A 24,080-nucleotide genomic window follows, 5' to 3' on the forward strand; every position below is an offset into this window, starting at 1 on the left:
TTTGACGCTACGGGCTGGCCGGTTCGGGCATCGGATTGGACAGCCCTTCCAGCACCCGGATGCGGCCGGGGGTCTTGGCGCGGATCATGTTGCCCTTTTGCGGATTGGTCTGCTTGCTGACCTCGACCATGAACACGCCCCCCGCCATGATGGTGGGCAGCCGGGTGCCCGTCCGCTCGATCAGGGCGCCCGATTTCAGCCAGAAGCGTTTGAACGAGGGCGGCTGATACAGGGCCGAACAGTGGAATTCGGGCAGGAACTGGTGCTTGCGCAGCTGGGTTTCCAGCTGGCCCAGCGTATAGGGGCGGCCAAAGCCGAACGGCGTCTTGTCCGAGCGTGACCACAGCCCGGCCCGGTTCGGCACCACAAAGATCGCCCGCCCCCCCGGCCCCAGCACCCGCCAGCATTCATCCAGCACCTGTGTCGGATGTTCCGAGGTCTCGAGCCCGTGCATCACCACCAGCCGGTCCACATGGCCGGTCTCGATCGGCCACAGCGTCTCCTCGCACAGGACCGAGACATTGGCCATGCCGGCAGGCCAGTGCATGACACCCTGTGGGCCGGGCATCAGGCCGATCACCCGGCGCGCCTGGGTCAGATAGGGCCTGAGCAGCGGCACCGCAAAGCCGAAGCCAGCAACGGTCTGACCCTTGGCCTCGGGCCAGATCTCCAGCAGCCGGCCGCGCACGGCCGCCTGCGCCGCCCGCCCCAGCGTGCTGCGGTAATAGAAATTCCTCAGGTCCTGCACGTCCAGATGCATTGCAGCCGCTCGCCCGATCTGTTTGGCTGGGGCAGTCTAGCAATGAAAGGCCAAAAGACCATGCCCCTTGAGATCGTGACGGTCCCGTGCCTCAGCGACAATTACGCCTATCTGATACATGACGCAGACGCTGGCAAGACCGCGCTGGTCGACGCGCCCGAGGCGGCCCCGATCCAGTCCGAGCTGGACCGGCGCGGCTGGTCGCTGGATCAGGTCTGGCTGACCCATCACCACTGGGATCATGTCGACGGGCTCGCGGCGCTGCGCGACCGCTACAAACCCACCGTGATCGGGGCCGAGGCCGATGCGCATCGCCTGCCCCCGCTCGATCTGGCCGTGTCCGAAGGCGACCGGTTCGACCTTGGCGGCGCCCCGGTCGAGGTCCTGGATGTCTCGGGCCACACGGTCGGGCATATCGCGTTCCACCTGCCGACCGGCAAGGCGGTGTTTACCGCCGACAGCCTGATGGCGCTGGGCTGTGGCCGCCTGTTCGAGGGCACGCCGGACCAGATGTGGGCCAGCCTGTCGAAGCTGGCCGCCCTGCCCGACGACACCCTGGTGTGCAGCGGCCACGAATACACCCAGTCCAACGCCCGTTTCGCCCTGAGCGTCGATCCGGATAACGCGGCCTTGAAAACCCGCGCCGCAGAGATAGATCAGGCAAGGGCCGAGGGGCGGCCAACCGTCCCCAGCCTGCTGTCGCTGGAAAAGTCCACCAACCCCTTCCTGCGCGCAGCCGATCCCGGTATCCAGAGCCTTCTGGGCATGCAAGGGGCCGATCCCGCCCGTGTCTTTGCGGAAATCCGCGCCCGCAAGGACCACTTCTGATGCCGCAAATGCAACATTCGCGCCACCTGTCACCATAAATGTGAGCGGCAAAGGCAAGAAAACCCTTGAAGAGCCGCACACATCAACCAAACTCTAATACTATGAGCACATGGTTGGATGTGGGGTCCGACCGCTACTCGGCCCCCTCCCGACCCAAGACAGAGGAGCACGCCTGTGCCTTCATTCTCGAGCACACTTGAGCAGGCCATTCACGCCGCCCTGGCGGCTGCAAACGAACGGCGCCACGAATTCGCCACGCTGGAGCATCTGCTGCTGGCGCTGCTGGACGAACCCGACGCGGTTCGGGTGATGCAGGCCTGTAGCGTCGATCTGAAGGAATTGCGCGACACTCTGGTGGAATTCGTCGACGAGGATCTGTCGAACCTCGTCACCGATATCGACGGGTCCGAGGCGGTCCCGACCGCCGCGTTCCAGCGCGTGATCCAGCGCGCCGCGATCCATGTACAAAGCTCGGGCCGGACCGAGGTGACAGGCGCCAACGTGCTGGTCGCGATCTTTGCCGAGCGGGAATCCAACGCCGCTTATTTCCTGCAGGAACAGGACATGACCCGCTATGATGCGGTCAACTTCATCGCCCATGGTGTCGCCAAGGATCCCGCCTTTGGCGAGAACCGACCCGTGACCGGCGCCGAACATGGCGAGGAAGAGACATCGAGCGCGCCCTCTGGCGACGGCGAGCAGAAAGAAAGCGCGCTGTCCAAGTATTGCGTGAACCTGAACGCCAAGTCGCGCGCCGGCGATATCGACCCGCTGATCGGGCGCGATCACGAGGTCGAGCGTTGCATTCAGGTCCTCTGCCGCCGCCGCAAGAACAACCCGCTTCTGGTGGGCGATCCCGGCGTTGGCAAGACCGCTATCGCCGAGGGCCTGGCGCGCAAGATCGTCGCTGGCGAAATCCCCGAGGTGCTGTCAAAGACCACGATCTATTCGCTCGACATGGGCGCGCTGCTGGCGGGCACCCGCTATCGCGGCGATTTCGAAGAACGGCTCAAGGCCGTGGTCAACGAGCTTGAGGATCACCCCGACGCGGTGCTGTTCATCGACGAGATCCATACCGTGATCGGCGCCGGGGCCACCTCGGGTGGGGCGATGGACGCCTCGAACCTGCTCAAACCCGCGTTGCAGGGCGGCAAGCTGCGCACCATGGGGTCGACCACCTACAAGGAGTTCCGCCAGCATTTCGAGAAGGACCGCGCGCTCAGCCGCCGGTTCCAGAAGATCGATGTGAACGAACCCACGGTCGAGGACAGCGTCAAGATCCTGAAAGGGCTGAAACCCTATTTTGAGGAGCATCACGAAGTGCGCTATACCGCCGATGCGATCAAGTCGGCGGTGGAACTCAGCGCGCGCTACATCAACGACCGCAAGCTGCCCGACAAGGCGATCGACGTGATCGACGAGGCCGGCGCGGCGCAGCATCTGGTCGCCGAAAGCAAGCGGCGCAAGACCATCGGCGTCAAGGAGATCGAGGCCGTGGTGGCCAAGATCGCCCGCATTCCGCCCAAGAACGTCACCAAGGACGATGCCGAGGTTCTCAAAGATCTCGAAGCCAGCCTGAAACGGGTGGTCTTCGGCCAGGACAAGGCGATCGAGGCCCTGTCGAGCGCCATCAAACTGGCGCGCGCCGGGCTGCGCGAGCCTGAAAAGCCCATCGGCAACTACCTGTTCGCCGGTCCCACCGGTGTCGGCAAGACCGAGGTGGCCAAACAGCTTGCAGAAACGCTGGGCGTGGAACTGCTGCGTTTCGACATGTCGGAATACATGGAGAAACACGCCGTCAGCCGTCTGATCGGCGCGCCTCCGGGCTATGTCGGCTTTGACCAGGGCGGGCTGTTGACAGACGGGGTCGATCAGCATCCCCATTGCGTGCTGTTGCTGGACGAGATGGAGAAGGCGCATCCGGATGTCTACAACATCCTGTTGCAGGTGATGGATCACGGCCAGCTGACCGACCATAACGGGCGCACGGTGAACTTCCGCAACGTGGTGCTGATCATGACCTCGAACGCGGGCGCCGCAGAACAGGCGAAATCGGCCATCGGTTTTGGCCGCGACCGGCGCGAGGGCGAGGATACCGCCGCTATCGAGCGGACCTTCACGCCCGAGTTCCGCAATCGTCTGGACGCGGTGATCTCGTTCGCGCCGCTGCCCAAGGAGGTCATTCTGCAGGTGGTCGAGAAGTTCGTGCTGCAACTGGAGGCCCAGCTGATGGACCGTCATGTGCATATCGAACTGACTCCGCAGGCCGCCGAATGGCTGGCCGACAAGGGCTATGACGACAAGATGGGCGCCCGCCCGCTGGGCCGGGTGATCCAGGAACACATCAAGAAGCCGCTGGCCGAGGAACTGCTGTTCGGCAAGCTTGCCAAGGGCGGTGTCGTCCGGGTCAGCGTCAAGGCCGGAGAGCTGGTGTTGCAGATCGACGGCCCCGACCGGCCGCGGATTTCTGGCGACAGGCCGCCGCTGCTGACCGCCGATTGATGCGCCTGGGGCTTACGCTCCTTCTCTCGCTCGCCGCCTTGCCCGCGGCGAGCGATCCCGTTCTGGACCTGCCCATCGCCTGCACCCTGGGCGAGACCTGCCATATCCAGCAGTATGTCGACCGCGACCCGGACACAGGCGCACGTGACTTTACCTGTGGCGGGCTCAGCTATGATGGGCACAAGGGCACCGATTTCTCGCTCGCCACGCTGGCGCAGATGCGCGCGGGCGTCGACGTGCTGGCCTCGGCCCCCGGTATCGTGACCGGCATGCGCGATGGGGTCGTCGACCGCATCTATGGCCCCGAAAATGCCGCCGAGGTCAAAGGCCGGGAATGCGGCAACGGCGTGGTGGTTCGCCACGAAGACGGCTGGGAAACCCAGTATTGCCACCTCAAACAGGGCTCGGTCCGGGTGCGCAAGGGCGACCGGGTGCAAAGCGGCACGGTTCTGGGTCAGGTCGGAATCAGCGGCAAGGCCCAGTTTCCGCATGTGCATCTGTCGGTGCGCCACAACGGCGCGGTGATCGATCCCTTCGACACCGGCGAGACGGCACAATGCGGTGCGGACGCGGGCAGTCTCTGGCGCGCAGCGCCCGATTACGACCCCGGCGGGATGATCGACGCGGGCTTTGCCGATGCGGTTCCCGACTATGTACAGGTGCAGGATGGCACCGCTGCCCGCGCCAGCCTGCCCGCCGATGCCGGCGCGCTGGTCTTCTTCATCCTCGCCTTTGGCGGGCAGGCTGGCGACATCCTGCGACTGTCCATCGAGGGGCCCAAGGGGCAGCTGTTGCAACAGGATATGGAGCTGGAGCGCACCCAGGCCCGGTTCTTTCGCGCGGCGGGCCGACGCCTGAAAGGCGCTTCATGGCCGGGCGGAACCTATGAAGGCAGCGCGATCCTGATGCGCGGCGGGGTCGAGATCGACCGCACCAACGCCACCGTGACGGTGGATTAACCCTATTTTTCGGTCAGTTTCAGCTCGATCCGCCGGTTCTGCGCCCGCGCCTCGGCGGTGTCGGCCGGATTGACCGGCTGGTACTCGCCGAAGCCGTTGGCCGACAGCCGGTCGGGCGGCAGGCCAAGGGATTCGACCATGTAACGCACCACCGACAGCGCCCGGCCCTGGCTCAGCTCCCAGTTATCGGCATATTTACCGGTGCCCAGCAGCGGCACGTTGTCGGTATGACCATCGACCCGGATCACCCAGTTGATCTCGGGCGGGATATCGGCGGCGATGGCGCGCAGGATGCGGGCCACCTTGGCGATCTCGAACTGCCCCTCGGGCGAGAGATCGGCACTGCCCGGGTCAAACAGCACCTCGGACGAGAACACGAAGCGATCACCCTCGATCCGCACGCCCTCCTGATTGCCCAGCACGTCCCGCAGCCGCCCGAAGAATTCCGAGCGATAGCGTTCCAGATCCTTGGCCTGCTCGGCCAGCACGCGGGCCTCTTCCTCGAGCCGCTTGCGCTCGGCCTCTTCCAGCAGGCGGCGCTTGCGCTCTTCAGAGGCGGCACGGGCAAGCGCGGCGTTCAGGTCCTGGCCCAGGCTTTGCAACTGCACTTCGGCAGAGGCGTTGCGGGCCTTGTAATCATCCAGCAGCGCCTGAAGGCTGCCCAACTGGTTGCGCAGGGCCGCGACCTGCTGGTTCAACAGCGCGGTCTGGCGTTGCGCCTCGGTCGAAACCGCCTGCTCCTCGCTCAACGCCGCACGGGCCTGCGCCAGCAGCGCGGCGCGTTCCTCGGCCAGGCTGCGCTGGCGGGCGGCACTGCTTTCCGCTTCGGTCTGCGCATCAAGCGCCGCCAGCAGGCGCCGCTGCAGCACCTCGTTATCCGAGGCGGCGGCCTGTGCACGTTCCAGCGATTCCAGCGCCATCAGCAGCCGCGCCTCGACCGAGGCGCGATCTTCGGCGGTAGAATCGGCGGCGGCGCGGGCGGCACTCAGGTCGGCACGCGCACGCGCCAGTTCAGCCTCCAGCCCGGCGCGGACGCTGGCCGCCTCGGCCTCGCCGCGCGCCAGGCGCGCCTCCAGATCGGTGCGGGTGGTGTCGGCCTCGGCGCGGGCCTTGGCCAGTTCCGCCTCAAGCGCCGCGCGGGCGGCGGCATGTTCCGATTGCAGCCGATCCAGCTCGTCCTGGTATTGCGATCGGGTCGCCACGGTGGCGGCGCGTTGCTGGGCCAGGGCCGCCTCAAGCGCGCTTTGCGTTTCTTCCGCATGCGCGCGCGCTGCGGCCAGCGCGGCGCGGGTCTCGCCCCCTTCGGCGCGGATGCGGTCCAGCTCGGCCTCGAGCGCGCTGACCCGCGCGGCATCCTCGGACCGGGCCACCTCCATCTGTCCCAGCACCCGGGTCAGACGTTCGGCCAGTTCGTCGCGTTCGCGCGCCTGGGCGCGGGCTGCTTCGATCTGATCCAGCGCCTCGGCCAGTTTCGCATTCAGCTGCTCGCGCGCGGCATCCGCCGCCGCCAGCAGGGTCAGCGTATCCTCGGCCTCACGCCGCTGCGCCTCCAGCGCCAGGGTCATTGCGGTCAGTTCCGCATCGGCATTTTCCAGCTTTTCCCGCAGCGCCTGGGCAGCGGCGGCTTCGGCCAGGCGGGCGGCTTCTTCCTCGCTCAGCTGCTGTTTCAGTGTGCCGATCTGCGCGGCATTCTCTTCTCCCGAGCGGCGCAGATCGGCGATCATCGCCTCCAGCGCCTCGCGCCGAGCGGCGGCCAGCCTTGCGGCCTCGGCCCGGTCGTCGATCTCGTCACGCGCCTGTGCCAGTGCCAGGTTCAGCGCCTCCTGCTGCGAGAGCAGCCTTCCCCGCTCGTCCTCGAGCGCCGCCACATCGCCCAGCGCCCGGTCGCGGTCGGCCAGCAGGGCGGCCACCTGCGCCTCGAACGCGGTGATGCGGGTCGCGGCCTCGTCCAGCGCGGCACGGCTGCGGTCGCGTTCGACCGTCAGCGCGGCGATCAGCGCCTGCGCCTGGCTCAGATCGTCCTGGGTGTCGTTGAGCGTGGCATTGAGCGCGCCCAGACGTGCCTGCAGCTGGCTGTTGGCGCGCTCCTCAAGGCCCAGCGCCTGCGCCAGCCGCCCGACCTCGCCGGCCAGCGCGTCCAGCTCGTCCTCTTGCCCGGAAATGGTCTCGCGCAGCACGAACTGCACCACCATGAAGATGGTCAGCACAAAGGTCAGCACCATCAGAAGGCCGGTCATCGCATCCACGAAACCCGGCCAGACCGACCCCTGAAACCTGTGTCCGGTGCGGCGTGACAGGGCCATGGATCAGCCCTCGTCGCGGGTGACACCGCGCAACGGACGGCGCGGAACCGACAGCGCCTTGGCCAAAAGCTCGATATCCTTGCGCAGCTCGGCCATGCTTTCCTGCCGGCCTGCCGAAATCTCTTCGAGGATGCGCAACATCTGCACGTCGATCGAGCGCAGCCGCATCCGGCTTTCGGCGTCAATCCCGTCATGGGCGCCCTGTTCTCGCAGGAAATCGATCAGCGTCTCCTGCCCCGCCGCCACCCGGTCAAGCGCGGCGGTCACATCCTCGGTCTCGGCCTGACGCTGGTTCATCTCGGCGATGGTCTCGACCAGCGCCCCCAGCTTGCCGCTGATCTCGGCGCGGCCCTCTTCCGAGGCGGCGAACATGGCGTGCAGCGCGTCCATCTGCTCGACCATCGTGTCGATCACCCCGGCAATGGCACCACTTTCCGAGTGCCCCTCCTCGCCCGAGGAGAAGCCGACGCGGGTGATGGTCGACAGCCACTCTTCCAGTTCGCGATAGAACCGGTTCTGGCCGTGGCCGGTGAACAGCTCCAGCAACCCCACGATCAGCGACCCCGCCAGACCCAACAGCGACGAGCCAAAGGCGGTGCCCATGCCACCCAACTGCGCCTCAAGCCCGGTCATCAGCCGGTTGAAGACGGCAAGCCCCTCTTCGCCCTCTTGCGGATTGAGGCTGCGGATGGTGTCCACCACCGCGGGAATGGTGGTCGCCAGCCCAAAGAACGTGCCCAGAAGGCCCAGATAAATCAGCACATTGGTGATATAGCGGGTGATCTCGCGCTCTTCTTCGATCCGCTCGGCCACCGAGTCGAGGATCGAGCGGGTCGAACTGGACGAGATCTGCATCCGCGCCGCACGCGAACGCAGCAGCGAGGCCAGCGGTGCCAGCATCGAGGGTGGCGTGGTATCCTCGCGTTCTTGCCCGGCGGCGAAGTCCTCGATCCAGCGGACCGAGCCGATCAGCTGCACCACCTGCCAGAAACAGGCCAGCACGCCGATGATGAAGACCAGCAGGATGAACCCGTTCAGATATGGATTGGCCTGAAACACCGGCAAGACGCGGGGCATGGCGACAAATACGCCAAAACCCGACAGGCCGATGACGATCAGCATCGTCAGGATCTGGCGGGTCGGGTGCGAGAACTGAGGCCTCGCTTCTCGGTCTGGCTGGGCCATGCGCGGCGTTCCTGAACCCTTGACTGCTCTGGCCCGAACCTATCGAAAAGAGAGGCCCAACGCCAAGGGTTTATGAGGTAATTTCGCGCACCCGGGCGGAAAGCCAGTCAAGATCGGGGTCGCCCAGACCGATTTCGGCCAGATGCGCGGCGGTGTTGTACAGATACTCGGTATTGGGGCCGCGCCCGCCGATGGCGGTGGCGATGATCTGGGCCTGCCGCTCCAGCGGCATGCCGCCGCAATACTGCTCGTGATGGGGGTCGATGACATAGGTTACCGCGCACACCCGCTCGCCGATATCCAGGTCGATCTCCAGCTCGCGCTCCAGATAGGCCGAGGAGATCAGCTCGCGTTCGCGCAGCTCGTCCAGGGTGCGCGCCTCGTGGCCCGGTTCGACCGCAAAGGCGATGCCGCGGCACCGGGCGTTGTGCACGGCGTCAAGCGCCAGCACCAGCCCCGGTTTTTCCTCGGTGCCGCGATGATGGATCGAACTCATGCAGAAAGAGCGCGACCAGCCGCTCAGCGTCGCCAACTCGCGCCGCGCCACCGGAAAACCCGGGTTCCACATCAAAGATCCGTATCCGAATACCCACATCGTCATCATGCTGGTCCTTGCCCGTTTCGGCCTATAAACAGGAAAACGAGCAGAGACAAAAGGGGCAGGCGATGTTGAACCTGGTGCGGGTGGCGCTGCTGGCGGCGGTGATCTGGTCGGGCTATTGGGCGGTTGCGGGGTTCGGCCTGCGCGGCTCGGTCGTGACCTGGTTCGAAACCCAGGCCGCGCGCGGCTGGCAAGCTGATTTTACCGAGGCCGGCCTGTCGGGTTATCCGCTGCGTCATCGCATCGAAATCGAGGCTCCGGCGCTGGCCGACCCGGACACCGGCACCGCCTGGCGGGCCGACCGGCTGGTGCTGCAAAGCCCGGCGATCTGGCCCGGACGGCAAAGCCTGCTGTTTCCCGATACGCCGCAGCGGCTCTCGTATTTCGACCGGACCCTGGTGATCAAGGCCGAGGCGATGCGCGCCGATCTGGACCTGGCGCCGGGGGTGGCGCTGGAACTGCGCACCATGGGGCTGAGCGCGGGCGAATGGTCGGTGACCCGTGATGGCGCGGTTCTGGCCGACGCCGATGCGCTGACCCTGTCGATGACCCAGCAGGACCAGCCCGAGACCTATCTGTTCCACGCCGAACTCAGCGATCTGGCCCCGGGCCGCGACCTGCGCCGCGCCATGGGCGGGGCCGAGGGCCTGCCACGCAGTTTCGAACGGGCCGAGATCTCGATGGCGATGACCTTCGACCGCCCCTGGGACCGCGCCGCGCTGGAAGAACGCCGCCCGCAACCGGTCGAAATCGACCTCTCGCTGGCCGAAGCCGCTTGGGGTGAATTGCGCCTGTTCGCCGCCGGCAAGGTCAGCGTCGACGAATACGGCATCCCCACCGGATCGGTGGCACTGAAGGCCGAGAACTGGCGCGAGATGGTGGCGATGGCACAGCAAGCAGGCGCCCTGCCCGATCAGGCCGCCGAGCCGCTGACCCGTGTCCTGAACATGCTTGCGGGGTTGGGCGGCAATCCGGATGCGCTGGATTTGGAACTGGGCTTTCGCAAGGGCTATGTGACGCTGGGCCCGATCCCGCTGGGCCCGGCACCGCGCATCATCCTGCGCTAAAGGGTCAGCACTACTTCAGCGGCAATAGGGGCCGCCCCGGTGGCGGGCGGTATCCATATGCAGGTGGTCCTTGTGAAAGCGGTCCGCCTCGGGGCCCAGCACGGTGCCGAACGGGCCACAGGCCTCTTTCCACACCTGCCGCAACATCTTGCGGGTGGCGCCACGTTTCCAGCCTTCGAGAACGGTGATCCGCTCGCCATCGTTCATCACAAAGGCCGAGATGTCGATCGCGCGGCCCTTGCCATGTTCCGAGATCTTGGCGCCGCGCTGGTTGTTACGGGTGCGGCAGGCGTAATGCGCGGCAACCTGCAGTTCGACCACCGGGCCGCGCCGGCGAAAGGTCGGTTTGACGCTGCGCGCGACCCAGTGGTTCAACGCCTCTGCGGTTCGGCAATCCATCACCGCCGGGGTGCTCAAACGCACGCCCGAGACCGAGGTGATCCGCACCGCATCCTTGATGCCGCAGCCCTTGATCTTGCCCGGCACATTGCCGGCCGAGGCGCCCTGAATATCCGGGTTGCCGCAGACCGCGCCCTTCATCCGTTTCTTGCGGCCGAACAGCGCGCGCTCTTCCACCTCTTTGGGGCGCAACTCGGGGCGCGGCGACAGGCCGAGACCGGTATCACCCGGAACCGGCGGTGTGGCCGCGGCCAGAATCTCCTGTTCCGAAGGCGGACGCAGGTTTGGGCGCATCCGGGTGACTGCAACCGAGGCGGCGGCCTCTTCGGTCGCCGCTGCGATGGCGGCCTCGACCACCGGGTCGGCAGCCACCGGGCGAAGCAGCGGGCGCAGCGAGCGGGCTGGTGCATTGGCCGCCAGTGGCAGCGCCCAGATCGCCAGCACCAGCGCCGACAGGATACGCCCGCGCCCGGTCATGCGGGCTTGCCCTTGACCCGGCCGAAATCGGGGGCGTCGGTGTCCTGACCCGCCTCGATGATGCCCCGGCGGATCGCCCGTGTCCGGGTGAAATAGTCGAACAGATAGGTCTCGTCGCCCATCCGGATGGCGCGTTGCAGCATGAACAGCTCCTCGGTGAACCGGCCCAGGATATCCAGCGTCGCCTCGCGGTTGTTCAGGAACACGTCGCGCCACATGGTCGGGTCGGACGCGGCGATGCGGGTAAAGTCACGAAACCCTGCCGCCGAGTACTTGATGACCTCGCTTTCGGTCACCCGCCGCAGATGGTCGGCGACCCCCACCATCGTATAGGCGATGGCATGGGGCACATGGCTGGTCACCGCCAGCACCAGATCGTGATGATCGGCCTCCATTTCTTCGACATTGGCGCCCATGCCCTCCCACAGCGCGCGCAACCGCGCCACCGCCTGCGGGTCGCTGCCCTCGGTCGGCACCAGCAGGCACCAGCGATTGTCGTAAAGCTCGGCAAAGCCAGATTCCGGCCCCGAATGCTCGGTCCCGGCCAGCGGGTGAGCGGGAACGAAATGCACGCCCTCGGGAATATGCGGCCCCACCGCGTCGATCACCGCGCGCTTGACCGAGCCGACATCGGACACCGTCGCGCCCGGTTTCAGCACCGGACCGATTTCGGCCGCAACCTGTCCCATCGCCCCAACCGGCACGCAAAGCACCACCAGATCGGCACCCTCGGCCGCCTCGGCAGCGCTTTCGCAGACCCGGTCGCACAGGCCGATCCGGCGCGCGGTGTCCCGCGTCGCCTCGGAGCGGGCAAATCCCGTCACCTCGCCCGCCAGACCGGCGCGCTTGATCGCCCAGAACATCGACGAGGCGATGAGGCCCAGACCGATCAGGGCGACACGGTCATAGACCGGGCTCATGCGCGCGCCTCCTTGAAGGCGCGCACGGCATCGACCACGGCGCGGCAGCCAGCCTCGTCCCCCACCGTGATCCTGAGCGCCTGCGGCAGGTTGTACCCCGCCACCCGGCGTACGATCAGGCCGCGCGATTGCAGGAACAGATCGCAGGCCTCGGCCTCACCCTGGTCGGCGAAACGGGCCAGGATGAAATTGGCGCAGGACACGTCCGAGGGCACGCCCAGTTCAGCCAGCCGCGCGGCCAGCCAGGTGCGCCATGTGGTGTTCTGATCGCGGCAGCGGGCGACCCAGTCCTGATCGCGCACCGCTGCTTCGGCCGCGGCCAGCTGCATGGTCGACAGGTTAAAGGGCTGGCGGATACGGTTCAGCACGTCGATGATTTCGCGCGGCGCATAGCCCCAGCCGATGCGCAGCCCGCCCAGCCCGTAAATCTTGGAAAACGTGCGCGTCATGATGACATTGTCGCGGGCCGAAACCAGCGCGGCGCCACCATCGAACCCCTCGACAAATTCGGCATATGCCCCGTCAAGCACCAGCAGCACATGGCCCGGCAGACCATCGGCGAGCCGGGTCACCTCGGCCTCGGAAATCATGGTGCCGGTGGGGTTCGCTGGATTGGCCAGGAACACCAATCGTGTGCGGTCGTTGACGGCTGCCAGGATCGCATCGACATCGACGACGCGCTGACGCTCGGGCACCTGAACCGGGGTCGCCCCCGCCATCCGCGCCAGGATCGGGTACATCGAGAACCCGTGCTCGGTATGGATCACCTCGTCGCCCGGGCCGGTATAGGCCTGGGCCACGAATTGCAGCACCTCGTCGCTGCCGACACCGCAGATGATGCGGTCGGGGTCCAGCCCGTGCACCGCGCCGATGGCGGCGCGCAGTTCGGCATGGTCGGTGCTGGGATAGCGATGCGCCTGCGCCGCGGTGGCCCGGATCGCCTCGACCGCCGCCGGGCTGGGGCCCAGCGGGTTCTCGTTCGAGCTGAGCTTGATCACATTGGCCACGCCGTCCACATGGGCCTTGCCGCCTTGATAGAGGGCGATGTCCATGATGCCGGGCTGCGGGGTGAACTGGTTCATGCGGGGCGCTCCTGAAGAATAGCCCCTCATACCGGTCTCATCCGGCTGAGAAAAGACGCAATTCCCTCATGCGGCCTTGAAGCGCGCGGTGGCCGGGTCACCCTGATAGAGCGGCACATAGTCCCCGGTCCGGCGCGACAGGTCGTTCACCGCGTCGATGATGAAGCGCACGGTTGCCTCGTCCATCAGGTAGGAGAAGTTGAGCCGCACCCAGCCGGGTTTGTGCATCTCACGCCCGGCGGCCAGATCGGCATGCAGCGCCTCGGAGGTGGCCCGGTCGATCCCGAGCAGCCGGTGCCCGTAGGGGCCGGCGCAGGCACAGCCGCCCCGCGCCTGAATGCCATGCACGTCGCTCAACATCCGGGTGAACAGCTGCTGATGCACCGGGCGGCCAACACCGTCGCGCACCTGGAACGAGAAGAAGGGCAGCCGGTGGCCCTTGTCGGTGCCCAGCAAGATCAGATGCGGGTTACCGGCCCAGCCCTCCAATGCCATGGCGTTATAGTGCGCCTCGCGCCGGGCGATCTCGTCCGCGCCCACCGCGTCCTTGACGACAAAGGCCAGCGCGGCGCGGATATCGCCGATCACGTTGGGGGTGCCCGCCTCTTCGCGCGCGGCCAGGTCGGGGCTGTAGTCATGCCCCCAGGGCGAGACAAAGCTGACCGTGCCGCCACCGGGCCAGGTCGGCACGTCCCGCCGCACCGCGCCGCGATTGACCACCAGAACGCCCGAGGCGCCAGGGCCGCCGGGAAACTTGTGCGGCGAGACCACGATGGCATCCTTGCGCAGCCCGCCCTCGCCCATGTCGATGGGCAGATAGGGGCCACCGCCCGCATAATCCCAGATCGACAGCGCGCCATGCGCCTTGAGCAGGCGGGTCACCGGCACCGTGTCGGTGATGATGCCGGTCACGTTCGAAGCCGCCGAAAAGGCGCCGATCATCAGGTCGCTGCCCGCGTGTGCACGCAGCGCCGTTTGCAGCACGACCAGGTCCGGCCCGCCCTCGGGCGCCTCGGGGATCTCGACGACCTTGGCGCCGCTTTCGCGCCAGGGCAGGATGTTGGAGTGATGCTCATAGGGTCCGATGAACACGACCGGGCGCGCGGCCTGGGCGATGCCCAGCAGGCTGACCAACCGGTTCAGCCCCGCAGTCGCACCAGACCCGGCAAAGATCACCGCGTCATCCTCGGCAGCACCGACCAGCCGGGCAATCTCGGCCCGGGCGGCACGACGCAGGCCGGTGATATAGGCCCCGCAATAAGACGCCTCGGTATGGCTGTTGGCGTAGAAGGGCAGCACATATTCGCTCACATACTGCTCTACCTGCCGCAGCGCCCGGCCCGAGGCGACATAGTCGGCATAGACCAGCGGCACATCGCCGTTGAGGCCGGGGATCATGATCTTTTCGCCGATCAACCCATCGGCCAGGCGCCCGGCCCGGACATCGGCTTCGATCACATTGCGGAACTGGGAAAGGGTCATATCTGCGGTCTCCTGCTGGTGAGGGCAGATTGACCTAAGAAATCAGAGTAAAACTCACCTTATCTTAGTTGATTTTCTGTAATCTTGTGTCATTTGATAGTTTTTATGAGAAAAATCGACCATATCGACACGAGGCTGCTGAAAGAGCTCCAACGCGATGCCTCGCTCAGCCAGCGGGACCTGGCCGACCGGGTCGGGCTGTCGCAGAATGCCTGCTGGCGGCGCCTAAAGGCGCTGACGGATGAGGGCGTGCTCAAAGGGTCGAGCGCTCGCGTCGCGCGCGAGAAACTGGGGCTGGATCTGGTGGTCTTCGTCATGCTGCGCACGCGGCACCATTCGGCCGAGTGGCTGCAGAAATTCCGCACCCATGTGCTGACCATCCCCGAAGTGGTGGATTTCCACCGCATCGGGGGCGATTACGACTATCAGCTCAAGGTGGTGACGCGTGACATGGCCAGCTATGACAAGGTCTATCAGCGGCTTATCGAAAAGGTCGAACTGGACAGCGTCACCAGCTATTTCGCAATGGAAGCGATTGCCGAGGGGCGGCCGCTGCCACTTTAGCCCTCGGGGGTTTCGATCATGTCCACGCGGGTCGCATGGCGGCCACCTTCGAATTCCGCCGACAGGAACGCATCGACGATATCCAGCGCCAGCCCCTCGCCCACCACGCGCGCGCCCAGCGACAGCATGTTGGCGTCATTGTGCATGCGGATCATCCGGGCCGAGAACGTGTCGAAACAGACACCACAGCGGATGCCTGCAACCTTGTTGGCGGCCATCATGATGCCCTGACCGGTGCCACACAGAATGATCCCAAGGCTGCAATCGCCCGAGGCGACCCGCTCTGCCGCCGCGCGGCCATGTTTGGGGTAATGGGTGCTTTCGGTGGTTTGCGGGCCGATATCGACCACCTCCCAGCCCTGTGCCGAGATATGGTCGGCGACCGCGCGACGCAGGTCGATGGCGGCGTGATCGCTGGACAGGACAATACGTTTGCTGGCGGTCATGGCGGCAGGCTCCGGTTGCTCAAGGGCTTTAGCGGCGCGATACCACAGGGACCGACAGGGTCAACCCGGACAAAAGAAAGCCGCGCAGAATTTGCGCGGCTTCCGGAATTCGCAAGAGCTGAACGGATCAGTTCTTGGCGTAATATTCGACGACCAGGTTCGGTTCCATCACCACCGCGTAGGGCACATCGCCCAGGTGGGGGGTACGGACGAAGGTGGCGGTCATCTTCGAGTGGTCGACTTCCAGGTAGTCCGGAACGTCGCGCTCGGCCAGCGACACGGCTTCGAGAACCGAGGCCAGCTGCTTGGAACGCTCACGCACCTCGATCACGTCGCCCTCTTTCACGCGGTAGGAGGGGATGTTGACGCGCTTGCCGTTGACCAGAACGTGACCGTGGTTCACGAACTGACGGGCGGCAAAGACGGTCGGCACGAACTTGGCGCGGTAGACGACGGCGTCCAGGCGGCGCTCGAGCAGGCCGATCAGGTTTTCACCGGTGTCGCCCTTCACACGCTCGGCTTCGCCGTAGATGCGACGGAACTGCTTTTCGGTCAGGTCGCCGTAATAGCCTTTCAGCTTCTGCTTGGCGCGCAGCTGGAGGCCGAAGTCGGACATCTTGCCCTTGCGGCGCTGGCCGTGCTGGCCGGGGCCATATTCGCGGCGGTTGACCGGGGATTTCGGACGACCCCAGATGTTTTCGCCCATCCGGCGGTCGATTTTGTACTTGGCAGACGTGCGTTTGGTCACGGCTGATCTCCTTCGTTATGGTCGAGGCCCCAGGGGCCACTATGAAGGGCGTTGTCCTCTTGCCTTGCGGCATGACAGGCGATCCCTTGCGGGAGCCACCAACACCAATGAAGCCGCGCTTATAGCCGCGCAGTGGTTGGAGTCAACAGGGGTTTTGCAGGCGATGCGCGGAACAGACCGCCCGCGCATCTGGCCGGGCGATCACGCCGCCTCGTGCATCATCAGCGCTGCCTCGGTCGGGGTCAGGCTGCGCCGGGCAAAGCCGCCGTAAAGATAGGGGTCGGCCTCGATCTCGGGCATGCGCTGCAACAGGCGGCGCCGGTCGGTTTCGGCCAGGGCCGAAAGCGCCGCATTGGCGGGATGAAAGCTCTCGGTCTCGATCCCGTTTGCCCAGAGGATCTGGTGACTGGGCAGCAGCAGATGCACATAGGTCACCTCGCGCAGGGTCAGATCCACGGTGATCGTGCTGTCGTTGACCAGATCGCGCGCGGGCACCAGCACCTCGTTACTGTTGAACAGTGCCTGGGCGGCGGGGCCGCGCAGCAGCATCCGGTGTTCGGGCGAGACCAGCAATTCGGCATCGGGCCGGTCGATGCCCAGCGCGCCCACCCGCATGCGGATCGGGCGCAGATGCGGCATCACGAACAGGCGCGCGCCGGTCATCCGGCGCTGGCCGATCCACTGGATTTCCTGCGGACCGCTGTCGCGGGTCTGTACCTTGTCGCCTTCGCGCAGCTCCTCGATCAGGCGCGGCCCGGTGGGTGTGGCGATGCGGGTTCCGGGCGTGAAACAGATCACCCCGCCGCGTTCGCGCGCACCCGGCACCGGATCGGCGGCGCTCAGGTTGTGATGCACCACCCACAGATCGGTATTGCGCGGCGGCAATTCGTCGATGAACATCAACAGCGGCGGTGCGCCGTTGCCTGTCTCGATCACGGTAATGGTATAGCTCTGCGCCCCATTGGTGACCACAAAGGCCTGGTCCATCAGCGGATCCTCGACCTCGATCGCCTCGACATCGGTGCGATGCTGCACCGCAGCCCCCACCAAACGCCTGACCTTGCGGGCCGCGCGTTTGCGCAGCGCCTCTTCTCCGTCCGCCCGGTCCAGCCGCAACACGCCCGTGGGCCCGTCAACCTGCACGGTCTCACCACGCCATGACCATACCGCCCCCGCGGTAAGCGCGTCGAGGGGAGCCCCCTCAAGACCATCCAAATCCGTTTGCGACCAGGAAATGACGAACGTGCCACGAAAGCCCGTTTTCATCTACCGTCTGCCTGCCTCAGTTTTTTTATTAACTTTTCGGTAGCAAATATTCGCCGACAGGGGAAGAACTTTGTTTCCAGTCTCTTAAAACGTGTTCTTAAGGCCGCACACTGGCTGGATCGGACAGGGTGGCGGGTCTCTGCTCAAGATTGGTCTTCTTGAATTTATCTGTTTTGGCCGTTTTTAACCAGTCCTGTCCATCTATCCTGAGCCTCCTGAGATTTGACCGGAGACCAAGATGACTCTCGCCCTGCCCTCTGTCTGCCCGCTGGACTGCCCCGACACCTGTAGTCTGAGCGTCACCGTCAAGGATGGCCGGATCACGCAGGTGCGCGGCTCTGACGCCAATCCCTTTACCGCCGGGGTCATCTGCAACAAGGTCGCGCGCTATTATCCTGATTTCGTGCATGGTCCCCGGCGGCTGACCCGACCGCTGCGGCGCACCGGCCCGCGCGGAACCGGCGCCTATGAATCGATCAGCTGGGAGACCGCGCTTGATCTGATCCACGAGGGGTTCACGCGCGCGATTGCCGCGCATGGGCCGCAATCGGTGCTGCCGCTGAACTATGCCGGCCCGCATGGAGAGCTGGCGGGCGGTTCGATGGACCGGCGTTTCTTCTACCGGATGGGGGCGACGATGCTGGATCGCGGGCCGCTTTGTGGCGGCGTGCGCGGCACCGCCTATACCAGCCTTTTCGGCGCTGCCCCCGGCATGCCGCCCGAGCAGGCGGAACAGGCCGATCTGGTGCTGGTCTGGGGCAACAACGTCACCGTCTCGAACCTGCATCTGATGCGCGTGCTGAAACGGGTGCGCGCGGCGGGCGGCCGGGTGGTGGTGATCGACCCGCGCCGGATCAAGCTGGCCGAGCAATGCGATCTGCATCTGCAAATCAAGCCAGGCTCGGACGTGGTTCTGGCGATGGCGCTGGCGGCAGAGCTGGAGCGGCGCGGCGCGCTCGATCATGCCTTTATCGACGCTTGGGTGCTGGGCGCCGACCAGTATCTGGCGGCGGCGCGCGGCTATGATGTCCAGGCGGTGGTGCAGCATTGCGGGTTGACCCCGGTCGCGTTCCACATGCTGGCCGATTGGATCGCCGAGGCGCGCACCATGGCGACCTCGCTGGGCAACGGGATCGAGCGGGGCCGCTCGGGCGGAGCCGGATTGCGCGCGGCGATGGCGCTAAACGCACTGACCGGCCAGCACGGGCGGCCCGGCGCCGGGGTGATCGCCAAGCCGGGCCTCGCTTTTCCGCGCACCTCGGCCAAGTTGCAGGGCGATCATCTGAAACAGCCCGGCACGCGGGTGGTCAACATCGTCGACGTTGCGGCGCATCTGCTGGACGAGACGCTCGACCCGCCGGTTCAGGCGCTGATGATCTACAACCACAACCCTGTGGCCACGCATCCGGATCAATCCAGCATGATCCGCGCGCTCAGCCGGCCCGATCTGTTCATCGCTGGCGCCGATGTGACCATGACCGACAGCATGGCGTTTTGCGATGTGATCCTGCCCGCCGCCAGCCATTTCGAGTTCGACGACATCTATGGCGCCTATGGGCAGACCTATCTGCAACGGGCCGAACCGGTGATCGCCCCGGTGGGCGAGAGCCTGCCCAATACCGAGATCTTTCGCAGGCTGGCCGCCCGGTTCGGCTATGACGGCCCCGAGTTCCGCGACAGCGACGCGGCGCTGATGGACCAGGCGATGGACGGCACCGACCCGCGTTTGAGGGGCCATGCGCCCAGCCAATTGCCGATCGACCGCGCATTGGAGATGACGGACCCCGCAGGCGCGCCGCTGGTGATGTGCGACACGGTGGTGCCCGCCACGCCCTCGGGCCGGATCGAGCTGTTCAGCCAGGATCTGGAGGATCGGTTCGGCTGCGGCCTGCCGCGCCATGACCCGGTGGCGCCCGACCTGCCCTTTACCCTGATCACGCCCAGCTCGTCGAAACGGACCAACGCCACCTTTGGCAGCCATGCGGACAGCCTTGACCCCGAAATGGTCGAGATGCACCCCGAGGACGCGGCACGGCTGGGGCTGGACGATGGCGTCCCGGTGGTGCTGCGCAACGGGCGCGGTGCCGTGGAGCTGCGAGTGAAGATCACCGACGCCACCCGGCCCGGCGTGCTTTACAGCCCCAAGGGCACCTGGCGCGAAAGCTCGGCTACCGGGCAGACGGTAAACGCGCTGATCCCCTCGGATATCCGCACCGATATCGAAAGGGGCGCATGCTATAACGAGACATTTGTGGAGGTAAGCCGGGCTTAAGCCCGGCCTACGCCCAATTTGTTGCGTTGCTGGCCGTCGGAGGTGAAGTTCTCTGGCGCCAGCCAATCGACAAAGCGCTGCCGCAGCTTGGGCCAGTCGCGATTCAGGATCGAATACCAGGCCGTATCGCGATTGCGGCCCTTGTACACGATGGCCTGCTCGAACCGGCCGTCATAGCTGAACCCAAACCGCTCTGCCGCGCGGCGCGACGGCGCGTTCAGCGCATCGCATTTCCACTCGTAGCGGCGATAGCCCAGTGTATCGAAGGCATGCGCCATCATCAGGAACATCGCCTCGGTCGCCATCCGGCTGCGTTGGAGAACCGGCGCAAAGGCGATGCCGCCGACTTCGATCACCCCATGCTCGGGCTGGATGCGCATATAGCTGGCGATGCCCTGCGCCCGCCCGCTGGCCCTGTCGCAAATGGCGAAGTAGAGTGGATCCTCGGTCTTGCTCATCGCCTCGAGAAAAGCCGTCATGCCGGCCTGATCGTCAAACGGGCCAAAGGGCAGATAGGTCCAACCATGCCCCTCGGTATCAGCGGCGAAAGCGTGCCAGAGATCGGCCCCGTGACGGGCCGCCGACAAGGGTTCCAGCCGGGCAAAGCTTCCCTCCATCCGCTGCCGCTCGGGTCTTGGGCATCCCCGCCAATGCGGCAGCGCCGCCCCGATCGGCTGGCCCAACTCGTTCCTGCGTATCGCCATCTATGGCCCTCCTGTGTTTCTCTTTGTTTGCCCGCGAAGCGGTCAACCGTTAACCTCCAAAAAGTGCATAACAAGGCAAACCAATTTCATGACCCAAACCTCGTGGCCCGCCATCTCGATCGACCGGACCGGACCGGTGCCGGTGTTTGAACAGATCTGTGCCGCCATCCGCGCCCGTGCCAGCACGGGCGACCTGCCCGAGGGCACCGCGGTGCCGCCCACCCGGGTTCTGGCCGTGGAATTGGGGGTGTCGCGCTCGACCGTGGTGATCGCCTATGAACAGCTGGTGGCCGAAGGCTATCTGCGCGCGCGTCAGGGTTCGGGCCATGTGGTCTGCGCCATGGGCGAGGTCGAGGCCGCGCCCGCCGCCGCCCGGCCACGTCCGGCCAGGGCCGAGGCGTCCCCCCCCAGCGCGCGCCCCTTTGTGGCGGGCACCCCGGACATGCGGCTGTTTCCCTACCGGCAATGGGCGCGCACGGTGGCGCGGCTTTGCCGGTCCAACCCGCAGGCGATGTTCACCACCACCGACGCCTTTGGCAATCTTGCGTTGCGCGGCGCCATAGCGGCGCATCTGCGCGACTGGCGCGGGGTTGTGGCCGCGCCCGAGCAGATCATCATCACCGCCGGGGCCACCGATGCGCTGGAACTGTGCATGCGCAGCCTGTCACGAACCGGCGAGACCATCGCGCTGGAGGATCCGGGCTATGCGCCGTTGCGCAGCTTTGCCCGCGCGCAGGGGTTGCGCCCGGTCTTTCTGCCGCTCGACGAACAGGGCGCCACCCTGCCCCCACCGGTCGAGACGCCCCGGCTCGCGGTGCTCACCCCCTCGCATCAGTATCCGCTGGGCGGCGCCATGTCGCCCAGCCGCCGCAGCGCCTGGGCCCATTGGGCGCGCTCTGGCGATGCCTGGATCGTCGAGGACGATTACGACAGCGAGTTCCGCTATGCCGGGCGCCCGATCCCCGCCATGGCCGGGTTTGATCCGCTGAGCCGGACCATCTATGTCGGCTCCTTTTCCAAGATCTTCTCGAACGCGCTGCGGCTGGGCTATCTGATCGTGCCCGAACCGCTGCTGGGCGCATTCCGCCAGACTGTCCTCCGGTTCGGGGTGCGGGCCGGGTCGATGCCGCAGCAAGCACTGGCCGAGTTCATGTCCAGCGGCGAGTTCTACAGGCATCTGCGTCGGGTGCGCCGGATCTATGGCGAACGGCGGCGCTTTCTGCTGGATCGGCTGGCCAGGGATTTCGCCGAATTTGGCAGCGCCACCGATCATCAGGCCGGAATGCAGACGGTGCTGCATCTGCGCCCCGATCTGGACGACGCGGCGCTGGCCGAACGGGCGCGCGCGGCGGGGCTGACCGTGTCGGCCCTGTCGCGCTATTGCGCGGTTCCCGGGCGCGGCAACGGGCTGATCCTGGGGTTCTGCGCCTTTTCCGAGGTCGAGATGGCCCCGGCGCTGGATGCGTTGCGCGACCTGCTGGCAAACGCCTGAGCCAGACGCGAAACGGGCCGGCGCCGATCCGGCACAGGCCCGTTTGCAAAGATCAAGGCCGGGCGGCACCTGGCCGCCCGGTTGATGGCTCATTCGGCCGGGTCGCCCACGGCAAGGCCCAGCTTCTCTCGCTTGCCATCGCGATAAAGCGCCTTGGCCAGCGAGACGCACATCAGCCCCATCACCGCCGTGAACGGCAGGGCGCCGATGATCATCGCGCTTTTCAGTGCCTCCATCGGGTCGGCTCCGCCATTGGTCTTGCCCGCGATCAGCAGCGTGCCGATCACCGCGGTCAGGATCACGCCCCAGACGATCTTGTGCTTGTTGCCGACATTCTGGTCGCCGCCCGACATGATCGTGTTCATCACCAGGATGCCCGAGTCCGCTGAGGTGACGAGGAAGGTCATGATCAGCACCACGCACATGATGGTGATCGCCGACAGGAACCCGCCCGACAGCATCTGGCCCAGGGTCACGAACAGCTTGGCCGTGTTCGAGGCTCCGATGATGGCACCATTGGCGTCGCCGGTCAGCTCCAGGTCGATGGCGGTGCCGCCCAGGATGGTCATCCAGGCAAAGCAGACCAGCGCCGGGGCAAACAGGCAGCCGATGATGAACTCACGCACCGTGCGGCCGCGCGAGATACGCGCCAGGAACAGACCCACAAAGGGAGAGAACGCGATCCACCAGGCCCAGTAGAAGGTGGTCCAGCCTGCCTGCCAGCCGAACTGACGGCCCGGCTCGCCCGCGGCATAGGCCGCGGCCAGAACCTCGTCGGACAGGGCTGCCGCCTCGCCTTCGAGACCGGATTTGAACCCTTCGAACGAGCCCCAGGCATTGGTCGCCCCACCGCGCAGCGCATCGGCATAGGGGGCGGCTTCGGCCGGCAGCGCGGCAACAAACGCGGCCGGATCCTGCGGACCATAGGCGCCGAAGCTGATCGAGAGGAAGTTCAGCAGGTAATCCACCAGCGCCGAGGCATAGGTGGTCATCGCAAACAGGAACGAGCCGAACAGCACGAAGGTGAACAGCAGGATCAGCGACAGTACCAGGTTGAGGTTCGACAGGTATTTCACCCCACGACCGACGCCCGACACCGCCGAGACGATCGACAGGCCCATGATCACCACAAGACCGGCGATCAGGCCGACGGTCCCGGGTGCGGGGGCCTCGCCGGTCATGTCCATCATCCATTCCATACCGGTGATCGCATACATGCCGTCGATGAACTGCGAGACACCAAAGCCGATGGTCACCGACACACCCAGGATGGTGGCCAGCACGCCCAGCACGTCAACCACATGGCCCAGGAACCCGTTCATCAACGAGCCGAACAGCGGGGTCAGCGCCGAACGGATGGTCAGCGGCATGTCACGCGTATAGGCGTAATAGGCCAGCGCCAGACCGGTCACCACATAGATCGCCCAGGCGTGAAAGCCGTAATGGGCAAAGGTATAGCGATAGGCCGATTGCAGCGCTTCCTCGGTATTGCCCTGAACCGCGCCCGAGACCACGACGGGGTTCGACCCCCACAGGCCCAGCGGTTCAGCGGTGGCGAACACCATCAGGCCGACGCCCAGACCGGCGCCGAACATCATCGAGAACCACGAGAAGTTGGAGAACTCGGTCCCCTCGCCGGGCCGCCCCATGATCCGCTTGCCGGTTTGCGGCAGGGCCGCAAGCACGAACAGGAACACGGCAAAGAAACCGACGATGACGATGTAGAAGACGTTGAAATCCTCCAGCAGGCGCCAGTTCAGGCTGCCCAGCACACCGTTGGCATTGGCGGGCCAGACAAGGGCCCAAAGGACAAGGCCGACCATGATCGCCTTGGAGAACAGAGCGATTTCGACGCTATGCCCTTGGTAGAAACCGGACGCGGCCCGTTTGACCTCGATGTCGGTGAATGGTGGTTTGATAGACATGCGATCCCTCCCTGACGCAAGAATTTTGCTATTCTAGCGATCCCTTGCCGGTCAGAGTGACGCGGGACCGATGGTTTGTGGTGCATAAGCGACGTCTG

General features: G+C 65.8%; 21 protein-coding genes. 8 read left to right on the forward strand and 13 right to left on the reverse strand.

Features of this window, described 5'->3' with window-relative positions:
- Positions 1-7 precede the first annotated feature (7 nt).
- A complete protein-coding gene (locus SPO_RS16045) occupies positions 8-760 on the reverse strand; it encodes a class I SAM-dependent methyltransferase (RefSeq protein WP_011048857.1) in 753 nt (250 codons plus the stop codon).
- A gap of 60 nt (positions 761-820) precedes the next feature.
- Between SPO_RS16045 and gloB the strand changes: the two genes are divergently transcribed.
- The 3 genes from gloB (at position 821) to SPO_RS16060 (ending at position 5,049) form a co-directional block, all read left to right on the forward strand.
- Complete coding sequence (gene gloB / locus SPO_RS16050; protein ID WP_011048858.1) at positions 821-1,588, forward strand: hydroxyacylglutathione hydrolase; 768 nt, start codon at positions 821-823, stop codon at positions 1,586-1,588.
- Between the two features lie 174 nt (positions 1,589-1,762).
- Complete coding sequence (clpA, locus tag SPO_RS16055; RefSeq protein WP_011048859.1) at positions 1,763-4,090, forward strand: ATP-dependent Clp protease ATP-binding subunit ClpA; 2,328 nt, start codon at positions 1,763-1,765, stop codon at positions 4,088-4,090.
- Positions 4,090-5,049, forward strand: a complete 960-nt coding sequence (locus SPO_RS16060; RefSeq protein ID WP_044028678.1) for a M23 family metallopeptidase — start codon at positions 4,090-4,092, stop codon at positions 5,047-5,049. Before clpA ends, SPO_RS16060 begins: the two co-directional genes overlap by 1 nt.
- Positions 5,050-5,051: 2 nt before the next feature.
- Here the strand turns inward: SPO_RS16060 and SPO_RS16065 are convergent, their stop codons facing one another.
- From SPO_RS16065 to SPO_RS16075, 3 genes are all read right to left on the reverse strand, one after another.
- Complete coding sequence (locus tag SPO_RS16065; protein ID WP_011048861.1) at positions 5,052-7,352, reverse strand: peptidoglycan -binding protein; 2,301 nt, start codon at positions 7,350-7,352, stop codon at positions 5,052-5,054.
- Between the two features lie 3 nt (positions 7,353-7,355).
- Positions 7,356-8,537, reverse strand: a complete 1,182-nt coding sequence (locus tag SPO_RS16070) for a hypothetical protein (RefSeq protein WP_011048862.1) — start codon at positions 8,535-8,537, stop codon at positions 7,356-7,358.
- A 70-nt stretch (positions 8,538-8,607) separates the two neighbouring features.
- The gene (locus SPO_RS16075) at positions 8,608-9,084 is read right to left on the reverse strand and encodes a gamma-glutamylcyclotransferase (protein ID WP_230981810.1); all 477 of its coding nucleotides are present in this window, start codon (positions 9,082-9,084) and stop codon (positions 8,608-8,610) included.
- Between SPO_RS16075 and SPO_RS23345 the strand changes: the two genes are divergently transcribed.
- Both SPO_RS23345 and SPO_RS16080 read left to right on the forward strand, forming a co-directional pair.
- The gene (locus SPO_RS23345) at positions 9,032-9,169 is read left to right on the forward strand and encodes a hypothetical protein (protein WP_230981815.1); all 138 of its coding nucleotides are present in this window, start codon (positions 9,032-9,034) and stop codon (positions 9,167-9,169) included. The genes SPO_RS16075 and SPO_RS23345 overlap by 53 nt on opposite strands.
- A 34-nt stretch (positions 9,170-9,203) precedes the next feature.
- Positions 9,204-10,205 carry a DUF2125 domain-containing protein gene (locus tag SPO_RS16080; protein ID WP_044029352.1) on the forward strand — a complete coding sequence of 334 codons (1,002 nt, stop codon included), beginning with the start codon at positions 9,204-9,206 and terminating at the stop codon, positions 10,203-10,205.
- Positions 10,206-10,220: 15 nt separating this feature from the next.
- On the opposite strand, the gene SPO_RS16085 is transcribed toward SPO_RS16080, so the two are convergent.
- From SPO_RS16085 to SPO_RS16100, 4 genes are all read right to left on the reverse strand, one after another.
- Positions 10,221-11,081 carry an extensin-like domain-containing protein gene (locus SPO_RS16085; RefSeq protein ID WP_011048865.1) on the reverse strand — a complete coding sequence of 287 codons (861 nt, stop codon included), beginning with the start codon at positions 11,079-11,081 and terminating at the stop codon, positions 10,221-10,223.
- Positions 11,078-12,001 (reverse strand): prephenate/arogenate dehydrogenase family protein, encoded by a 924-nt coding sequence (locus SPO_RS16090; RefSeq protein WP_011048866.1) that lies wholly within the window; start codon positions 11,999-12,001, stop codon positions 11,078-11,080. The genes SPO_RS16085 and SPO_RS16090 overlap by 4 nt, the downstream gene beginning before the upstream one ends.
- Positions 11,998-13,083, reverse strand: a complete 1,086-nt coding sequence (hisC, locus tag SPO_RS16095) for a histidinol-phosphate transaminase (RefSeq protein ID WP_044028681.1) — start codon at positions 13,081-13,083, stop codon at positions 11,998-12,000. Before hisC ends, SPO_RS16090 begins: the two co-directional genes overlap by 4 nt.
- A gap of 66 nt (positions 13,084-13,149) precedes the next feature.
- Positions 13,150-14,565: an aminotransferase class V-fold PLP-dependent enzyme gene (locus SPO_RS16100; protein WP_011048868.1), complete on the reverse strand. Its 1,416-nt coding sequence runs from the start codon at positions 14,563-14,565 to the stop codon at positions 13,150-13,152.
- Between the two features lie 105 nt (positions 14,566-14,670).
- Here SPO_RS16100 and SPO_RS16105 point away from each other — a divergent pair, with 105 nt between their 5' ends.
- Entirely contained in the window at positions 14,671-15,129 is a 459-nt protein-coding gene (locus tag SPO_RS16105) for an Lrp/AsnC family transcriptional regulator (RefSeq protein ID WP_011048869.1), read from the forward strand.
- Here the strand turns inward: SPO_RS16105 and rpiB are convergent.
- The 3 genes from rpiB to SPO_RS16120 all read right to left on the reverse strand — a co-directional run bounded on the left by rpiB (position 15,126) and on the right by SPO_RS16120 (position 17,589).
- Positions 15,126-15,575 carry a ribose 5-phosphate isomerase B gene (rpiB, locus tag SPO_RS16110; protein WP_011048870.1) on the reverse strand — a complete coding sequence of 150 codons (450 nt, stop codon included), beginning with the start codon at positions 15,573-15,575 and terminating at the stop codon, positions 15,126-15,128. The two genes, SPO_RS16105 and rpiB, sit on opposite strands and share 4 nt — an antisense overlap.
- A gap of 127 nt (positions 15,576-15,702) precedes the next feature.
- Positions 15,703-16,323: a 30S ribosomal protein S4 gene (gene rpsD, locus SPO_RS16115; protein WP_011048871.1), complete on the reverse strand. Its 621-nt coding sequence runs from the start codon at positions 16,321-16,323 to the stop codon at positions 15,703-15,705.
- A 201-nt stretch (positions 16,324-16,524) separates the two neighbouring features.
- Positions 16,525-17,589: a Hint domain-containing protein gene (locus SPO_RS16120; RefSeq protein WP_011048872.1), complete on the reverse strand. Its 1,065-nt coding sequence runs from the start codon at positions 17,587-17,589 to the stop codon at positions 16,525-16,527.
- A gap of 238 nt (positions 17,590-17,827) precedes the next feature.
- Between SPO_RS16120 and SPO_RS16125 the strand changes: the two genes are divergently transcribed.
- Positions 17,828-19,861 carry a molybdopterin oxidoreductase family protein gene (locus tag SPO_RS16125; protein ID WP_011048873.1) on the forward strand — a complete coding sequence of 678 codons (2,034 nt, stop codon included), beginning with the start codon at positions 17,828-17,830 and terminating at the stop codon, positions 19,859-19,861.
- Here SPO_RS16125 and SPO_RS16130 read toward each other — a convergent pair.
- The gene (locus SPO_RS16130; RefSeq protein ID WP_011048874.1) at positions 19,858-20,565 is read right to left on the reverse strand and encodes a GNAT family N-acetyltransferase; all 708 of its coding nucleotides are present in this window, start codon (positions 20,563-20,565) and stop codon (positions 19,858-19,860) included. The two genes, SPO_RS16125 and SPO_RS16130, sit on opposite strands and share 4 nt — an antisense overlap.
- Before the next feature lie 88 nt (positions 20,566-20,653).
- Here SPO_RS16130 and SPO_RS16135 point away from each other — a divergent pair, with 88 nt between their 5' ends.
- A complete protein-coding gene (locus SPO_RS16135) occupies positions 20,654-22,057 on the forward strand; it encodes a PLP-dependent aminotransferase family protein (protein WP_011048875.1) in 1,404 nt (467 codons plus the stop codon).
- Positions 22,058-22,146: 89 nt separating this feature from the next.
- On the opposite strand, the gene SPO_RS16140 is transcribed toward SPO_RS16135, so the two are convergent.
- Positions 22,147-23,982, reverse strand: a complete 1,836-nt coding sequence (locus SPO_RS16140) for a BCCT family transporter (protein WP_011048876.1) — start codon at positions 23,980-23,982, stop codon at positions 22,147-22,149.
- Positions 23,983-24,080 lie beyond the last annotated feature (98 nt).

Source organism: Ruegeria pomeroyi DSS-3 (assembly GCF_000011965.2).
In the GTDB taxonomy this organism is placed as follows: Bacteria; Pseudomonadota; Alphaproteobacteria; order Rhodobacterales; family Rhodobacteraceae; genus Ruegeria_B; species Ruegeria_B pomeroyi.

Bases quoted from the DNA above. Each gene is read 5' to 3' on its own strand.
- SPO_RS16045 (WP_011048857.1), bottom strand. From the start codon at position 760: ATGCATCTGGACGTGCAGGACCTGAGGAATTTCTATTACCGCAGCACG.
- gloB (WP_011048858.1), top strand. From the start codon at position 821: ATGCCCCTTGAGATCGTGACGGTCCCGTGCCTCAGCGACAATTACGCC.
- SPO_RS16060 (WP_044028678.1), top strand. From the start codon at position 4,090: ATGCGCCTGGGGCTTACGCTCCTTCTCTCGCTCGCCGCCTTGCCCGCG.
- SPO_RS16065 (WP_011048861.1), bottom strand. From the start codon at position 7,352: ATGGCCCTGTCACGCCGCACCGGACACAGGTTTCAGGGGTCGGTCTGG.
- SPO_RS16070 (WP_011048862.1), bottom strand. From the start codon at position 8,537: ATGGCCCAGCCAGACCGAGAAGCGAGGCCTCAGTTCTCGCACCCGACC.
- SPO_RS23345 (WP_230981815.1), top strand. From the start codon at position 9,032: ATGCAGAAAGAGCGCGACCAGCCGCTCAGCGTCGCCAACTCGCGCCGC.
- SPO_RS16080 (WP_044029352.1), top strand. From the start codon at position 9,204: ATGTTGAACCTGGTGCGGGTGGCGCTGCTGGCGGCGGTGATCTGGTCG.
- SPO_RS16085 (WP_011048865.1), bottom strand. From the start codon at position 11,081: ATGACCGGGCGCGGGCGTATCCTGTCGGCGCTGGTGCTGGCGATCTGG.
- SPO_RS16090 (WP_011048866.1), bottom strand. From the start codon at position 12,001: ATGAGCCCGGTCTATGACCGTGTCGCCCTGATCGGTCTGGGCCTCATC.
- hisC (WP_044028681.1), bottom strand. From the start codon at position 13,083: ATGAACCAGTTCACCCCGCAGCCCGGCATCATGGACATCGCCCTCTAT.
- SPO_RS16100 (WP_011048868.1), bottom strand. From the start codon at position 14,565: ATGACCCTTTCCCAGTTCCGCAATGTGATCGAAGCCGATGTCCGGGCC.
- SPO_RS16105 (WP_011048869.1), top strand. From the start codon at position 14,671: ATGAGAAAAATCGACCATATCGACACGAGGCTGCTGAAAGAGCTCCAA.
- rpiB (WP_011048870.1), bottom strand. From the start codon at position 15,575: ATGACCGCCAGCAAACGTATTGTCCTGTCCAGCGATCACGCCGCCATC.
- SPO_RS16120 (WP_011048872.1), bottom strand. From the start codon at position 17,589: ATGAAAACGGGCTTTCGTGGCACGTTCGTCATTTCCTGGTCGCAAACG.
- SPO_RS16125 (WP_011048873.1), top strand. From the start codon at position 17,828: ATGACTCTCGCCCTGCCCTCTGTCTGCCCGCTGGACTGCCCCGACACC.
- SPO_RS16130 (WP_011048874.1), bottom strand. From the start codon at position 20,565: ATGGCGATACGCAGGAACGAGTTGGGCCAGCCGATCGGGGCGGCGCTG.
- SPO_RS16135 (WP_011048875.1), top strand. From the start codon at position 20,654: ATGACCCAAACCTCGTGGCCCGCCATCTCGATCGACCGGACCGGACCG.
- SPO_RS16140 (WP_011048876.1), bottom strand. From the start codon at position 23,982: ATGTCTATCAAACCACCATTCACCGACATCGAGGTCAAACGGGCCGCG.